The following is a 15925-nucleotide window of genomic DNA, read 5'->3' as shown; positions in this document are numbered from 1 at the left end:
CTTATCTGAATTGCGGGGCAATGTGTTTAGCGATGAGTTCGATAGAACGCAGCGTGTCCTGATGCGATGGCTCCACCGAATGGACCTGAAACGAAATGTCAGTCACGCGGGTTAGCACGCTATCTTTGGCAAGCGATGCAAGCACATGTGGCGCATCGCCAATGTGGGCATCAAGCTGGCGGGCATAATCCGTGACGTTGTCACCAATGATCTCATGACCGGCAGCGCGATGGGCTGCCGCCTGTTTACTTAATCCTGGCTCCGCGGTCTGTAGCGCGTACGCCTGGCTGTCGGCAATAAACGCGGTACGGGAGGCCAGAATTCGCGGCGACACGCCGGCAGGCAGCGCGGCGAGGTAGGCATCGATAATCGGGTTCTGAATCGCATCCAGCGGCAGCTCGCTTTGACCTGGAGGGCGCGGCTGCGTGCGCGATAGCATCAACCCATGGCCGGATTTAGCGGCCCGAATAGCGCCTTCAATCGAAAAGGTGGCGATCCAAATTCGCTCCGCCAGCTGCGGCGCGGGCGGATAAAGATGATTGTCAGGATGAGCCAACGTATCGCCGCGCCAGGCGCTTTCAATCAAATGCAGATGATCGGCGAAGACCGCGCCGCGTTGTTCGCAGGCCAGGCCAAAGGGGAGAAAGGAGGTTGGCGTCCCGCCGGAACCAAAACCCACTTCCAGGCGACCATCAGCGAGTAAATCCAACACTGCCGCGTCTTCCGCGACGCGCAGTGGGTTTTCCATCGGCAGTGTAATGATGGCGGTACCGAGACGGATCCGTTGCGTATGGGCCGCCGCGTGGGCAAGAAACACCAGTGGCGACGGTAAACCGCCTTCATTTTCATGGAAATGGTGTTGCGCCACCCAGGCGCTATCAAAGCCCAGCCGTTCCGCGTGGCGGATCTGCTCTGTCGCCAGGCGATAGCGCTCTTGCGGCGTGGCGCGGTCAAGTAGGCGGGTGAAAAATCCGAGGCGTTTAGGCATCATGCAATCTCCGTGCTGGGTGCGTGATAATGAGGAATGGCGGCAAGCAGCTCGCGGGTATAGTCACGCTGCGGCGCGGCGAACAACTGCTTAACCTCGCCTTGTTCGATGACTTGCCCGGCGCGCAGTACCGTCACGCTATGGGCGATGCGGCTTACCGTCGCCAGATCGTGGGTGATGAACAGATAACTCAACCCTAGCTGTTGCTGTAATTGCAGCAACAGGGCGAGAATTTGCGCCTGCACCGTGACATCCAGCGCTGAGGTGGCCTCATCAAGCACCAGAATCGTGGGGTCGAGGATCAACGCCCTGGCGATAGCGACCCGCTGACGCTGGCCGCCGGAGAGCTCGCGAGCGGTTCGGTTGAGTAGCTCCGGCGCTAGCGCGACGCGGGCGGCGACGGACTCTACCCGCTGACGCCGCGCATCTTTGGTCAGGCGCTGAAAATTCTTCAACGGCTCTTCGATGATGTCGAACAGGGTCTGGCGGGGATCGAGAGAGGCGAAAGGGTTTTGATAAACAAACTGAATTTTGCGCCGCAGCTGGCGCTGGGCCTCGCGGCTCAATTGTCCGCTGGCAATACCATCGATGGTCACCTGTCCGCTATCGGCCTGCTCAAAACCCAGCAAGATGCGGGCGAGGGTGGTTTTTCCTGAACCCGATTCGCCGACCAGCGCATGGGTACTGCCACGCGGTAAAATAAAGCTTACGTTATCCAGCGCCTGGAGATGACTCCCCCCTAACGCAAAGCGTTTGCTCAGGCCTTCAACCCGTATTGCCGGCGTAACAAACGGGCGAATGGCGGTGGTTAAGTGCAGGTTCTGTCCCTGCAGATCGCACAGCAACTGGCGGGTATAGCCGTGCTGCGGGGTGCGAATCACATCACCCGTATTGCCCTGCTCCTGAATTTCACCGTGACGAAAGACTACCAGCCGGTCGGCACGCTGCGCCGCCAGCGCGAGGTCATGAGTGACAAATAGCACCGCGGTGCCGGATTCACGACGCAGATGATCGAGCAGATCGAGGATTCTTTTTTGGACCGTCACGTCGAGCGCGCTGGTGGGTTCGTCGGCAATAATCAAATCCGGCTTCAGGGCGATGGCAATGGCGATCAGCACCCGCTGTTTCATACCGCCGGAGAGCTGGTGCGGATATTGGTCTACGCGCAGCTCAGGATGGCTTAAGCCGACTTTTTCCAGCAGGGCGATAACCTGCTGTCGACGCTCCGTTTTACTGCTTTTTTGATGCAGGCGGAGTATTTCGCCGACCTGCGCGCCAATGGTTTGCACCGGGTTCAGCGAGTTGCCGGGATCCTGCGGCACCAGGCTGATTCTGGCCCCGCGCAGGCTATCCAGCCGCTTGCCAGACCAGCGGCTAATCTCTTCACCGTTGAGGCGAACCGCCCCGGCATCGAGGCGGGCGTTTTCCGCCAGCAGGCCGATAATCGCCTGAGCGGTTGTCGTTTTACCCGAACCGGATTCGCCGACGAACGCCAGCATTTCGCCGCGTTTAACCGTAAAACTCACCCGATGAACCACTTCGCGCCACTGCCCGCCCGAGCGGTAGCTAATGGTCAGGTTTTCTACGCTAAGCACGTTCATCGGCGATCCCTATTGAGTTGTTGGCTGATACGATTGGCTGCCAGTACCACGGCAATGACCGCGATCCCTGGGAAAGTGGTGAGCCACCAGGCGGTGGAAAGATAGTTACGTCCCTCGGCGATGAGTAATCCCCATTCCGGCACCGGCGGCGGAGTGCCGTAGCCGAGGAAACTCAGGGTTGAGAGGGCGAGAATAGCCTGGCCGAATTGTAGGGTGGCGAAAACCAGCACCGGCGAAAGCGAGTTAGGCAGAATATGCCGCCAGAATACGGCTAAAAAAGTGCCTCCACTTCCGTAGGCCGCTTCGACATAGTCGCTGTGACGAATGCGGACGACTTCGGCGCGCGACAGACGGGCGAAACTGGCGATAGCGGCAACCCCGACCGCCATGGCGGCGTTCAGGGTGCCAAAACCGAGCAGTATGATTACCGTTAGCGAAAGCAGGAGCGAGGGGATAGCCAGTAGAATATCGACAATCCGCATGACGACCGCTTCGACCCGTCCGCCCAACGCGCCGGCAACGGTGCCCAACGCGGTGCCGACAACCAGTCCCATGGCGACGGCGGCCAGGGCCGCGGAAAGCGAATGCCCAGCGCCGTAGACGATGCGGCTCCACACATCGCGCCCGAGCTGGTCGGTACCCAACCAGTGTCCGGCCTGCGGCGCCAGACGCTGAGCGCCGGCGATGCCGTCGAGCGGATTAAACGCGGTGAACCATTGCGGCGCGCAAGCCATTAGTACCGCAACCGTCATCACCGACCATGCCAGCCACAGCCCCGGCTGGAAGGAAAAACGGCGCCAGTTGACCGGACGGCGTCGCACCGCCGAGGCGTAATCGACCAGACTCATAGCGCACCTCCGCGCAGGGGTTTTAAGCGCGGGTCGAGCATCGGCATCAGCAGATCGACCAGCAGATTGATCGCGACAAAGCCCAGCGCTGAAATCATCACCACGGCCTGAAGAATGGCAATATCCTGATTATTCACCGCCTGTTGCGTCAGTTGGCCGAGCCCGCTGCGGCCAAAAACGGTTTCGGTAATTAAGGCCCCGGCGATCAGTTCTCCCAATAGCAGGCCGGCAATGTTTAATGTCGGCAACAGGGCATTACCGATGACATGCCGCCATAACACCCGCGTTTCGCTCATTCCCTTGGCACGAGCAACGGCAACGAAGGGTTGTGCGGCGATATGATCCATGGCGCGTAACAGAATTTGCGCCAGCGGCGCGGAAATCGGTATCGCCACCGCGATAACCGGCAGCACCAGCCCTTGCAGTGGTCCGGGATTGATAACCGGGACCCAGTGCAATTGGAATGAAAAGATCTGGATTAAGGCGATGCCGAGCCAAAAGGTCGGCAGTGAAATAAACAGCACCGGCAACGACTGTAGCAAATTGCTGATACCGCGTAGCCCCGGCAAACGCGAAGCGATAGCAATCGCAAAGGCCAGCAGAACCGCCAGCGCAAAGGCCGGCAACGCCAGCGCCAGCGTGTCGGGTAAATTGCTGGCAATCAGGGAACTGACAGGCAGTCCCGCTTGCAGTGAATAGCCGAAATCTCCCCGCAGCATGGCCAATAAAGTGTGGAAATATTGCCGCCACAGCGGACTGTCAGCACCATAGGCCACGCGCATTTCGGCGATCTGTTGCGGACTCAGCCCCAGATCGGGGTTCTGAAACTTAATCAAAATCGCGTCGCCGGGCAGTACCTGCAGCAGAAAAAAGGTCAGGGTGAAGGCTGCCCACAGCACCAGTACGCCTTGTGCCAACCGTCGCCAAAGATAGTGGCTCATGGCGCCCCCTTAGTGTTTATCCAGCCATGCGCCGTAAAACGACGGACGGCCCACGGCTTCAAAACGTACGCCTTTTACCCATGGTGCGCCGGCAAAGACCTGCGGTTCTTCAAAGATGGGAATGACGTAGGCGTTATCCAGCAGATAACGCTGCGCATCGCCAGTTAACTGCAGACGCTTTTGCGCATCCACTTCGGCAGAGATTGCGGTTAACAGGGCATTGAGCTTATCGTCACGGAAGGTTTTTACTTTGTCGCTCGAACCGCCCTGTTGCAGTAGGGCATCGCGGTTGGCGGGGAAGAACATACTCTTCACCACATCCGGGTCGGCGCGGCCGACTTCAGAAACGGTCAATGGTGTTTTCAGCGGGTCGAGATTATCCAGTACCCGGCTGCCGGCGTCGCCGGCTTTCACGCTTAAGGCCACGCCAACCTGACGCCATTGCTGCGCGACCAGCTGTAGCACCTCTTTGTTCTGCGGCTGCGGTAGGGATTCATAGACGGTTAGCGCCAGCCGTTGTCCCGCTTTTTGTCGGATACCATCCGCGCCCGCCGTCCAGCCCGCCTCATCCAGCAGCTGTTTAGCTTTCTGCTGATCGAAGGCCAGTTTGTCGCTCAAATCGACGTATCCCGCCGCGGTGCGGGCGATAACGGAACTTGCCTGCGGATAGTTTGGCGAGAAAAGGGTCTCAACAATCTGTTTGGCGTTGGTTGCATGCAGTAATGCCTGGCGTACTCGCTGGTCGGCAACCAGCGGGTTATCCGGACGGAAGCTCAGGCTATCGTTAACGCCGCGCGTCGGCGCGGCATAAATATTAAAGCCCTGGTCGGTTGCCTGTTTTTCATCATAGGCCTGCACCTGGCGAATAAATCCGGCCTGTCCCGCCAGCAGCGCGCCAATACGTACGCTATCTTCCGGCGTTACGATATAGGTAATGCCGTCGAGGTTCGCCGGGCCTTGCTGAGCAAGATTTTTCGGCCCCCATTGATAATCTTTACGCGCCACCAGCGTTAATTCGCGTCCCGGTTTTTCATCTTTTACCGTAAAGGGGCCTGAACCGATGATATTGCGGGCATCGCCCAGCGCCTCAAAGCTCCGCGCCAGGGTGCTGAGGGAAACCAGCCCGGAGCCAATCGTTGCGGTCCCTTGCAGGAATCCCGGTGAGGGCTTTTTGAAATAGAATTTGACGGTCAACGGATCGATGACTTCACTACGATCGTAATTGTTGATCACTTCGGAAACCGGCAGGCGCAGTGCTTTATTGCCCAAACCGTAGGTATCAAAATTCTTTGCGACCGCATTGGCATCGAGCGGGGTACCGTCAGAGAAGGTGACCCCAGGCCGCAGCTTAAAGGTATATTCGGTCTTCTCGTCGTTGCTACTCCAGCTTTCGGCGATCCACGGCTCGATAGCTAGCGTTTCCGGGTTTTGCCAGGTTAGCTTGTCGGTTATCTGATTGAGGATCCCGCCGTTAGGGTAAAAACCGCCGGCCGGCGGATAGAGATTGGTGTGCGGCTGTTGTTCCAGATAAATTAAGGTGCCGCCTTTGAGCGGCGTTTGCGCAGCCGAAACCGAAAACGCGCCTGCGATAAAAAGGGCGGCAAGCGTAGGCAGGCGAAAGCGATTTTGCATGGTGAATTCCTTTGTTATCTATTGTCTTGCCATCATCGGGCGCGACGGAATACAAAGGAACCAACGATTTGCGCTAAGCATTTGCGAAATCTGACTATTCCCAAGATGCGGGAATAGTCAGCAGGTTAGACTTTTTCGTCTGGCAGAGTCAGACAGAATTAACGGCGGAAATCGATAACCATGCGGCCGCGGATTTGCCCCTGTTCCATCTCCTTAAAGATGGCGTTGATATCACCAAGCGGTCGCAGAGTGACTTTCGGCACCACTTTGCCTTCGGCGGCAAACTGGAAGGCTTCAATCAGATCCTGACGGGTACCTACCAGCGAACCTACTACTTCAATTCCGTCCAGCACCAGGCGCGGAATATCGAGGCTCATCGCTTCTGGCGGTAGGCCAACGGCGACGACGCGGCCACCGGCGCGAACCGCATCCACGGCGGAGTTAAATGCCGCTTTGGCAACGGCGGTAACCACGGCCGCGTGGGCGCCGCCGGTTTTCTCCTGAATGATTTTGGCGGCGTCTTCATTGCGTGAATTCACGGTCAGATCGGCGCCCATAGAGGCGGCAAGCTCCAACTGCCCGTCGTTGACATCAACGGCGATCACTTTGGCATTAAAGACGTTTTTGGCATATTGCAGCGCCAGGTTACCCAGGCCGCCGAGGCCATAAATGGCAATCCACTGGCCGGGCTTGATGTGTGAGACCTTCACCGCTTTATAGGTGGTGACGCCGGCGCAGGTGATGCTGCTGGCGGCGGCGGAATCCAGTCCATCCGGCACTTTGACCGCGTAATCGGCGGTGACGATACACTCTTCGGCCATCCCGCCATCGACGGTATAACCGGCATTTTTCACCGAGCGGCACAGGGTTTCGTTGCCGCTGTTACAGTATTCGCAGTGGCCGCAGCCTTCAAAGAACCACGCCACGCTGGCGCGATCGCCCGGCTTCAGCGACGTCACGCCAGGGCCGACTTTTTCCACGATGCCGATGCCCTCATGGCCGAGAATGACGCCGGTTTTATCGCCGAAATCGCCGTTTTTCACGTGCAGGTCAGTGTGGCAGACCCCGCAGCATTCCATTTTCAGCAGCGCTTCGCCATGCTCCAGCGGGCGTAACTTTTTATCGGTTACATCAATCTGGTGGTCGTGGGTGACTACAGCAGCTTTCATGCGTTTCTCCTTGTTAATGATACGAAGGTGCTAACAGCGAAAATAATACTCATTAAGGATTAGATCTTATGTCGCTAATTACAAGCGGTATGGTTGGGAATGGGGGGATTTGCCGCATATTTGACACAATATTCATCCGTTTATACCAATTTTAGGGGGCGCAACCCGAAAGGAGCTGAGTATGCCAGGGTCATTGACAGGGCGTGTTGATAATGGTTGTATAATGCAACCACCTTTCGCGGATATTACCATGCCTGACACTTTACTTATCAATCAAATTCGTTCCGCATCACGATTGATGGTGCGCGAGCTCGGCTTTATGAACAGCACGCTGGCGGCGACCGACTATTCACCTTCAGCGGTGCATGCGCTGCTGGAGATTTCTACTCATGGCGCGCTGACCGCCGCGCAACTGGTGCAGGTATTGGGGCTGGACAAATCGAGCGTCAGCCGAATGTTATCGCGCCTGCAGACCGCTAACGAGATAGAGGAAAATGGTTGTGTTGATGACGGGCGTTTTAAACAACTCTCATTGACAACCAAAGGGCAGGCGACGGTCGCCCGCATTCATGAGTACGGCGCCATGCGGGTGATTGAGGCGCTGGCGCATTTGGATAGCGCACAGCAGCAGATCGTTGCCGAGGGGTTGACGGCCTATTCGTGGGCGCTTGAGCGCTGTCGTCAGCAGCCGGTCACGAGCAGACCAAACGACATCACGATAGTTACCGGCTATCAGCCGGGAATGATTGGCCGCATTGCGCAAATGCACGGTGAGTATTACGCCCGTCATTACGGCTTCGGGCATTTTTTTGAAGGTAAAGTCGCCAGCGGTCTGGCTGAATTTTCTGGCAGGCTGAACAATCAACGTAACCAGATTTGGCTGGCGGTCAAAAATGGCGTCATCGTCGGCTCTGTCGCCATTGATGGCGAAGATCTTGGTAATAATGAAGCGCATCTACGTTGGTTTATTCTCGGCGATGGCTGTCGGGGCAGCGGCGTGGGGCGCCGCTTGCTGACTGAAGCTATCAACTTTTGTGATAATCAGCGCTTCGATGCGGTTCAGCTATGGACGTTTAGCGGCTTGCAGGCGGCGCGTAAATTATATGAATCCTTTGGGTTTACGCTGAGTAAAGAGTGGCAGGGCGATCAATGGGGGAAGACCATGCTTGAGCAGCAGTTTACCCGCCGCTAAAGCCGTCATGCCACCGGGGCGCTGACGCTCCGGTGGCATAGGCATTTAACTCAACTGTATATTTATCTCCTCAATCTCCTGACGCCACAGCGCCTGTAGCTGCGGCTTCTGATGCTTCGGCTTACGCTGCAGATCGTCCGCCAATAGCTGTTCCAGCATCACCAGACGTTCCAGCAAATCCTCTTGCAGGTCGTCGACGGGCGGCGACTGCGGCGGCGTTTGCGTCGCCGGGCTCTGAAGGCGCTCGTTGCCGCGCAGACGGGCGTACACCTCGTCGACGTCGTGCCACTCGCTTAACCCGTTTTCATCAATTAACCAGAAGCGGTTACAGCTCTGGCTGATGAGCTGTCGATCGTGGCTAACCAGCAGCAGGCCGCCGGGATAATCCCGCAACGTCGCCGCCAGCGCCTCTTTACCCTCCATATCCAGATGGTTGGTGGGTTCATCGAGCAGCAGCAGGCTATAGCTCGCCAGCGACAGGCCGACAAATAGCAGCCGCGAACGTTCGCCGCCGCTGAGAGTGCTGACCTTCTGTCCGTGTCGCGCCCAGCCGAAGCCGGCGGAAATCAGCGCGCGCTTGCGCGTTTCCGGCGAAGGCTCAAAGGGCTCCAGCGCCTCCAGCAGGCTGGCCTCATCCGCCAGTTGATGCAGGGTTTGATCGTAATAACCCGGATGTAGCCGCGGATGTAAACGCAACCCGGCTTCGGTAGCCGGTTGCTGCATTTGCCGCCATAACAGGCGCAGCAGCGACGATTTCCCGCCGCCGTTGCGCCCCATTATCGCTACCCGGTCGCCGCTTTGCAGCCGCGCCAGACCGGTGGTGAACAGGGCGGGGAGACCGGGCGCCGGCGGCACGGGGAGATTTTCCATCTCCAGCAGACGATCGGCGCGAACGGCGTCGCCATGCACCTCCAGACGCCACGGCGTGCCGGCGGTGAGCTCCGTCTGGCTATCCTTCAAGCGTGAAACCTGTTTTTCCATCTGCTTGGCTTTACGCGCCAGATCTTCGTTATCGTAAACCCGGCCCCAGATGGCCAGCCGTTTAGCGCTGGCAGCGACGCGGTCGATCTCCTTTTGTTCCGCTTTGTGGCGCAGAGCATCGCTTGCATCTTGCTCCTCCAACGCCCGACGGGCGGCACTGCACGGTAGCGAGAAAGCGTGCAGCGTTTTATCGCGTAAAATCCAACTGGTATTAGTTACAGCATCCAGTAAGAGGTTATCGTGCGACACCACCACGAAGCTCCCCTGCCAGGTTTGCAAGAAGCTTTCCAGCCACAGCAGGGTCGGCAGATCGAGATGGTTGCCAGGCTCATCCAGTAACAGCAAATCGGGTTGTTGGATCAACGCGCGGGCGAGCAACAGACGGGTATGTTGCCCGCCGCTCAGGGTGGCGGCTTGCTGTTGGGTCTGTTGAACGGTAAAACCCATTTCAGCGAGCAGCCGCTCCGCTTGCCAGCGCAGCGAATCCCGTTCGCCAGGCGCCAGTTTTTCCAGTACCACCTGCAATAGCGGTTGGCTGAGTAGGGCGTCAGGCAGATGTTGTTCCACGCGCGCCAGCAGGCAGTGATTAGCCCGCGATACGCTGCCTGAATTCGGCGTGAGAGTGCCGTCCAGCACCTGCAATAGCGTGCTTTTCCCGCAACCGTTATAGCCGATAAGGCCAATGCGGTCGCCTTTTTTCAGGGTAAAGGAGAGGTCGTTGAAAAGTGGGCCAAAGGCCGTATCAACGTGGAGAGATTGTGCGCTTAAAAGTGTGCTCATTGTGAACTTACTCAAGAGTTACAGGCATGAGAATGCCTCGTCAAACATCGCTGACGATAACCCGGTAAGCCCGAGGAAGGGATTTAGACGTTGGCTTCTTCGCTCAAGCTAAAGTTATCGCAGCACGATACCGATAACGCTTGAGCTGGTGCGATCGCCAAATGTATGTGAAACATTAAACAGTTCACAGTACAGCATGGGGATCCTCCTTATTTTTTCAGTAGGTTGATGGATGCAGGGAGTGTAGTGGCTAAATTGTCTTTTGACCAGATACCAGCATTGAGGATCGCGCCGCCGGTCTCATCGGCGGCGGGTATGACGGTTAGGCCGGGGCCACGGTGAGAAGTAGGTTGGCAAAACGACGCTGTTCGCCGGAAGCAATGACCAGTTGGGTCAATGGCAACCGGGACTTTGCGTAGAAAGCTTCGCGTTCGACATATTCAAGCGGGCAGTTTGTCGGTAGAAGTTCCCGGTATTCACTGGCGATGGTGTTAGTGAATTCCGCTGGCGATGCCATCAGCGTCGCGTGTTCGACATTAACGCAGGTAAGCAGTTTTTCGACGATGTAAGTTGCCGGAACCATGCCTGGCGCGAGGTTGAGCTGAATCAACGTGGCATCGGCATTGGCATTAACGCGACAGGCAAAATTGCTATCCGCGATGAGAATTTGTGATTTATGGCCGCAGCACGCCAGAGCAGCCAGCAGTTGTGGATGGATAATTTCGAATTTGATCATCAGGAACTCCCTGGCGGGCGGCGATTTCTGGCCGCCCGGTTTGCATTACATGCGATAAATTCCGCCGTTAATGTCGATAGTGGCGCCGGAGATAAATCCGTCATACTCGCCGGCAAGGAAAGTGATAGCGCGGGCGACGTCATCGGGCGTTCCCGCGCGCTTAAGCGGAATTTGCCGGATGGTTTCGTCAGCCGAAGCCTGTGTGGTGTGGCGGTTATGAAAACGGGTGCCGAGGATAAGTCCTGGCGCAACCGCATTGACGCGCACGCCGTGCTCGCCCAACTCAGCCGCCAGCGAGCGTGTCCAGGTCAGAATTGCCCCTTTTGTGGTTGAATAGGCTAGAGAACCGGCATGCCCCCCGGAGCGCCCCGCCAGCGAGGCGAGGTTAATAATGCTGGCGCCATCCGTTGCCGATTTAAGCCAGGGAAGCGCCGCCTGGGTGACGTTAAGCATGGTGGTCATATTGACGTCTAACACCGTTTGCCAGAACTGACGATCAATTTCGCCAAGCCACTTACGCCCGACGATCCCGCCAACGTTATTCACCAGGATGTCGATACCGCCGAGGAATTCCGCGGCGGCCTGCACGCAGGCGGTCGCGTCCTCAGTGTCAATCAAATCCGCATAGCGCCAGGCCGCTTTTTGCCCTCGCGCGCTGGCGATAGCCGCCAATTTTTGCGGGCCTTCTTCTCCGCTGTGATAGTGCAAAAAGACATCGCATCCCGCCAGAATCAGTTTTTCCGCCGTAGCCCAGCCGATACCTTGTTCAGAGCCGGTGATAAATGCTTTTTTTCCAATAAGAGTTCCCATGATGTTTCCTTAAATTTTCAGGATTGAATGACGCCTTCGCGCTGTCTGGCGCAGTAGAAAATGCAAATCAGGCCGGTGATCAGCAGGCACATAGCGAGGAATATCAGGCCCGGCGTGCTGCTGTGGCTGAAATCGTTAAGGAGGCCGACCACGTAGGGAGCGACGAAGCCGCCCAGGTTGCCGATGCAGCTCACCACGGCGAGACCCGCGGCCGTCGCTGCGCCTGCCGAGACGTTGGCAGGCATCGATAAGAAACACGGTACCGCGGTATAGATACCAATGGCGGCAATGGTCAGGAATGAGAGTGAAATCGCGACGTTGAACTTAAAGAACACCACCGCGCCGGCGAGTCCTAATGCGGCAACGACCATACTGATACCGGCAAAAACGGCGATTTTTCGCGTTTTACTGGCCAGCATACTCCATGGATAAACCAGTAGCGCCGCCAGGCCGTAGGGGATGAGGGCAATCAGGCTAACGCGCAGAATATCATCGCCGGAAATGGCGGTAATAATCGACGGTAGCCACATCCCGAAGCCGTAAATCCCGCAAACCATCCCGAAGTTCAGCAGCGCATAAAGCAGATATTTGGGATTTTTAATACCGCTGGCAAACTCAGCCAGCGAGACTTTGCTACCTGATTTTGAACGGTTTGTACTACTCATTAACCACGCCTTTTCTTCAGCGTTGAGATAGCCGACTTCTTGCGGTGAATTCTTAATAATAAAAGGGATGAACAGGCCGATAACGATCGGCGGAATACCTTCGAGGATAAATAACCACTGCCAGGATTCAAGGCCAAACCAGCCGTTATCGATATGCAGAATTAAGCCTGAAATCGGTGAGCCGACGGCATTGGATAGCGGCTGAACAATAATGAACATGCCGAGAATTTTGGTCCGCCAGGCGGGCGGAAAAAAGATCGTGAAGTAGTACACCACCGAAGGGAAGAAACCGGCTTCGCACACGCCGAGCATAAAACGACAGATATAGAGTTCGGTCGGCGTTCTGACGAAACCCATCAAAGTAGCAAAGATTCCCCAGGTTATCAGAATACGCGCAAACCACAGCCGCGGACCGAACTTAATCGTGCCGGCGTTGCTGGGGATTTCAAACATAAAATAACCGATGAAAAATATTCCCGAAGCAAAGCCAAAGGCGGTGGCCGTCAGGCCAAGGCTATCTTCCAGCGCCATTGCGGCGTAGGCCATATTATTACGATCAAGAAAAGCCAGAAAATAAAGCAATATCATTAATGGAACAATGTGCCATGTCAATTTCTTAATGGCGCTCTTTTCTATATCTTGCGCAGATTGTAGGTTCATCATTATTTCCGGTTATACTCGTTAAAGTACAAAAGAATGGGATGGGAATCCCGACATTAATATGCGTTTTAAATGTGATGGGGTGTAAGCCTCCCTGCAGATAATAAATGTTATCTGCATCATGCTATTTTTATAAAAACAACTATGGTTGCTTTATTTTTACCGACTGCCGCTGAATAACTTCCGGAGCAAATATAAATTCGTCGGTTTGTAATCCCGGCTCAGCAATTCTCTGGACGAGCCGCTCAACCATCATCGACGCCATTGCCGAAAGCGGGGCCATTACCGAAGTGAGGCCCGGTGACGATAACGCCGACAGGGAGATGTTATCGATGCCAATCACCGAAATATCTTGCGCTATTTTCAGGCCCTGCGCGCGTAGCCCAACCATCAGACCGATGGCTAGAGCATCGTTAATCGCTACTACGCCATCCACTCGCGGCGTTAGGGCGCTAATTTTTTGCGCCAGGCTTACGCCCAGTTCGAACATTTCGGCGTCCCCGAACTCCCGATTGCCTTTGCCTTCTATCACCACGCCCCTGGCCGCTGTATCACTTTGGGCAAGCGCGGACTGAAAGCCGAGGATTTTATGGCTGCGTCCCAGCGTTAACCCGCTTTCGGTGGCGAAGACGATATTACGGCAACCGTTGTCCAGCAGATGTTGCGCCGCCAGACGTCCCGCTTCAACGTTGTCCATTGAGACACTATCGAAGTAGCGTGCCCGAGGCGGGACGCTTTCGGCCAACCGGTTATCATAGCTAATAATGGTCATGCCTTGTTCCGCTGCACGCACAAAGTGGGTTTTGCGTACGTCGCTGGCGGCGACAATCAACCCGCGTACGCCGTGGGAGAACATATCCGCGATAAAGGCTGACTCCTCGGCGGCATCGCGGCAGCAAATGCCTAATAACAGCCGGTGGCGAAACGCGCGTGCCGCAGTATCCAGTTCATGTGCCAGCGCTGAAAAGCTGGGATTGACGATAGACGGTACCATCAGGCCGAGCATTTTGGTTGCTGAGTCGGCGACCGGCGGGGCGCAACGCGCAGGGCGGTAATTTAGCTCAGCCATCGTTTTGACGATCCGCTGTCGGGTCTCTTCGCGCATCTGTTGCGTGCGATTATTAAGTACGTTGGACACGCTACTAATTGAAACTCCGGCCCGCCGGGCGACATCACGAATATTCGCCATACCAAAACCTTCTCTTTTTGCTGCGCGCTTATTTCAGCGCCGCGGTATCTGATTGCTAATTTATCGGTGAGCGAACAGGCGGGCAAGGTATTTACCACCCGCCAAGCGAGTGAAATAAAACATCTGTGAAGCGCCTCGTAAGGATGGGCAGGTGTTTAGTAAACAGGGGGTATGAAAATGAAGCGCGGCAGTGCTGTTTTTTTTCGGCGATGGCAATCCGGAGAGTAATGTGGGACGGCGGTTGGTTACTATAGCCGCAAAAATGGCAGGAGTAGTGTGGAAGCTATCCTGCCAGTCTGGTTAACGTATTAATCTCTTGTCAGGAACCAATGCGCCTGTGAAAGGGTAGATTCCGTCAGTGAATTGATTTCTTTTATTTGGCTGCAATGGGCATCCAGAATGTGAGGGTATTTATCCGGCAACCATCGTTGGTTGATAGTTAAAGTATAAAACTGAGTCTCCCGTTCAGTTTCACAGATATAAGCATTTTTTATATTGTCGGAGGTCTCCCCTGCCATAAGGTCCAGATACTCGAGGAAAATTTGAAATTTTGAATGTGTATCAATAAATTTTCCGGGAACCATTTTCTGCCAACGGATAGTCTGATAATTTAGATCAGAGAGGCCGTAGCGGTAGGCGGTTGTTTCTTCGCCGGGAATGATTTGAGGTTTAAGAAAGAAAAATAATAGCCCTGATAAAAATAGTAACAGCGGAAGGATTATGGAAAAAAATGGGCGTTGCGGCTTATTGTTCAAGAACAGTAGCCACAGAATCGGCGGGATAAAGGAAGCGATAAGAGCAAAAAAAACCTTAGCAGGGATATACAGTTCATTAATAATAACTTCTCCTGTTTCTGCCAACAAAAAATCGACTCTGTTACCCAAATACAAGTGTTTCCCATTAATAGCACTCAAAACGCTTGCCAAAACTATAACCCCAAACAGCGCAAGCCAAACTCTTAATGCAGGTTTGAGAATTGTTTCTTTATTGTTCATTTTTCTGTACGCCCGCTTGATCATTTTGAGTTGAAATAGGATGGGTACTGTAGAGTGTTTCTTCAGAGAGTCCTTCAATGTCCGTAATTTGGCTACAGTTGGTGGCCAGCAGTTGAGGATCGCTACCCGGGAACCAGCTTTCATAGAATCCTAAAGTTAAAAAGCTTGAGTATTGTATTGTTTTACAGTTCCAGGCACTTTTAATATTATGCTTGCTAAAATCCCATCTGGAATCTTTAGCCTCGATAAATGTTTCGTATTTAATTGTATTATTAAGATAGATACGAGTTATTCTTTCTCGCCAGAACATAGAAGTATGATAACTATTGTGGCGACTGTACTGAATGCTCAAGTCTTCGCCCGGTGTCACTTCTGGGTGCAAAAAAACAAAGACACCTGCGCAGAGAAACAGCGTTACAGGGATAACAGGGTGGTGCAGGCGACGAATATTAATTTTACGAATAAGCAAAAGCCATATTAGAGGGGCGATAAAAATATATAACAACGCAAAAAAGAATTTGCTGGGTGAATATACAATAAGACCAACAAGAGTACCGGCAGTGGTTTTTTCCGAGTCGGCATCGGGTATGATGCGCCACATATCGCCACTAAGGAGAGAGAGACCCGCGAAGATAGCGGTCAAACCTATCAGGATTAATACGATGCGAATCATCGTTTGTGTCTTTTTGTTTTCTTTGATAGTCACATTTTCCACTTTGCATTCCTTTGTTTGATGTG

The 15925-nt window shown here is 54.8% G+C and carries 14 protein-coding genes; 1 reads left to right on the top strand and 13 read right to left on the bottom strand.

Annotated features, from left to right (window positions below):
• Window position 1: 1 nt before the first annotated feature.
• The 6 genes from PGR10_RS04265 to adhP form a co-directional block, all read right to left on the bottom strand.
• Window positions 2-988 (bottom strand): putative FMN-dependent luciferase-like monooxygenase, encoded by a 987-nt coding sequence (locus PGR10_RS04265; RefSeq protein WP_183269077.1) that lies wholly within the window; start codon window positions 986-988, stop codon window positions 2-4.
• Window positions 988-2589 (bottom strand): dipeptide ABC transporter ATP-binding protein, encoded by a 1602-nt coding sequence (locus PGR10_RS04260; RefSeq protein ID WP_430923016.1) that lies wholly within the window; start codon window positions 2587-2589, stop codon window positions 988-990. The genes PGR10_RS04265 and PGR10_RS04260 overlap by 1 nt, the downstream gene beginning before the upstream one ends.
• Window positions 2586-3437 carry an ABC transporter permease gene (locus tag PGR10_RS04255; protein WP_430923015.1) on the bottom strand — a complete coding sequence of 284 codons (852 nt, stop codon included), beginning with the start codon at window positions 3435-3437 and terminating at the stop codon, window positions 2586-2588. The genes PGR10_RS04260 and PGR10_RS04255 overlap by 4 nt, the downstream gene beginning before the upstream one ends.
• On the bottom strand, window positions 3434-4378 hold the full coding sequence (locus tag PGR10_RS04250) for an ABC transporter permease (RefSeq protein WP_411324946.1): 945 nt from the start codon (window positions 4376-4378) through the stop codon (window positions 3434-3436). The genes PGR10_RS04255 and PGR10_RS04250 overlap by 4 nt, the downstream gene beginning before the upstream one ends.
• A gap of 9 nt (window positions 4379-4387) precedes the next feature.
• Window positions 4388-6010 (bottom strand): TIGR04028 family ABC transporter substrate-binding protein, encoded by a 1623-nt coding sequence (locus tag PGR10_RS04245; protein WP_430923014.1) that lies wholly within the window; start codon window positions 6008-6010, stop codon window positions 4388-4390.
• A 158-nt stretch (window positions 6011-6168) separates the two neighbouring features.
• Window positions 6169-7179, bottom strand: coding sequence for an alcohol dehydrogenase AdhP (gene adhP, locus PGR10_RS04240; protein WP_015366486.1), 1011 nt, complete (start codon window positions 7177-7179; stop codon window positions 6169-6171).
• A gap of 250 nt (window positions 7180-7429) precedes the next feature.
• Between adhP and PGR10_RS04235 the strand changes: the two genes are divergently transcribed.
• Entirely contained in the window at window positions 7430-8371 is a 942-nt protein-coding gene (locus PGR10_RS04235; RefSeq protein WP_059443947.1) for a bifunctional helix-turn-helix transcriptional regulator/GNAT family N-acetyltransferase, read from the top strand.
• A gap of 45 nt (window positions 8372-8416) precedes the next feature.
• Here the strand turns inward: PGR10_RS04235 and PGR10_RS04230 are convergent, their stop codons facing one another.
• The 7 genes from PGR10_RS04230 to PGR10_RS04200 all read right to left on the bottom strand — a co-directional run bounded on the left by PGR10_RS04230 (window position 8417) and on the right by PGR10_RS04200 (window position 15902).
• On the bottom strand, window positions 8417-10132 hold the full coding sequence (locus tag PGR10_RS04230) for an ABC-F family ATP-binding cassette domain-containing protein (RefSeq protein WP_430923013.1): 1716 nt from the start codon (window positions 10130-10132) through the stop codon (window positions 8417-8419).
• 322 nt (window positions 10133-10454) lie between these two features.
• Window positions 10455-10868 (bottom strand): RbsD/FucU domain-containing protein, encoded by a 414-nt coding sequence (locus tag PGR10_RS04225; protein WP_045360957.1) that lies wholly within the window; start codon window positions 10866-10868, stop codon window positions 10455-10457.
• A gap of 45 nt (window positions 10869-10913) precedes the next feature.
• Window positions 10914-11678, bottom strand: a complete 765-nt coding sequence (locus PGR10_RS04220) for an SDR family NAD(P)-dependent oxidoreductase (RefSeq protein ID WP_087859597.1) — start codon at window positions 11676-11678, stop codon at window positions 10914-10916.
• A gap of 17 nt (window positions 11679-11695) precedes the next feature.
• Window positions 11696-13003 (bottom strand): MFS transporter, encoded by a 1308-nt coding sequence (locus PGR10_RS04215; RefSeq protein ID WP_015705501.1) that lies wholly within the window; start codon window positions 13001-13003, stop codon window positions 11696-11698.
• 142 nt (window positions 13004-13145) lie between these two features.
• Complete coding sequence (locus PGR10_RS04210) at window positions 13146-14192, bottom strand: LacI family DNA-binding transcriptional regulator (protein WP_213316127.1); 1047 nt, start codon at window positions 14190-14192, stop codon at window positions 13146-13148.
• Between the two features lie 308 nt (window positions 14193-14500).
• Window positions 14501-15187 carry a hypothetical protein gene (locus PGR10_RS04205; protein WP_395226277.1) on the bottom strand — a complete coding sequence of 229 codons (687 nt, stop codon included), beginning with the start codon at window positions 15185-15187 and terminating at the stop codon, window positions 14501-14503.
• Window positions 15177-15902 (bottom strand): glycosyl transferase, encoded by a 726-nt coding sequence (locus PGR10_RS04200; RefSeq protein WP_430923012.1) that lies wholly within the window; start codon window positions 15900-15902, stop codon window positions 15177-15179. The genes PGR10_RS04205 and PGR10_RS04200 overlap by 11 nt, the downstream gene beginning before the upstream one ends.
• Window positions 15903-15925 lie beyond the last annotated feature (23 nt).

Source organism: Klebsiella sp. 141198 (assembly GCF_050600785.1).
Taxonomy (GTDB): domain Bacteria; phylum Pseudomonadota; class Gammaproteobacteria; order Enterobacterales; family Enterobacteriaceae; genus Klebsiella; species Klebsiella aerogenes.
Note: the sequence above shows the minus strand (reverse complement) of the source record. Positions and strands in the feature narration are given on the sequence as shown.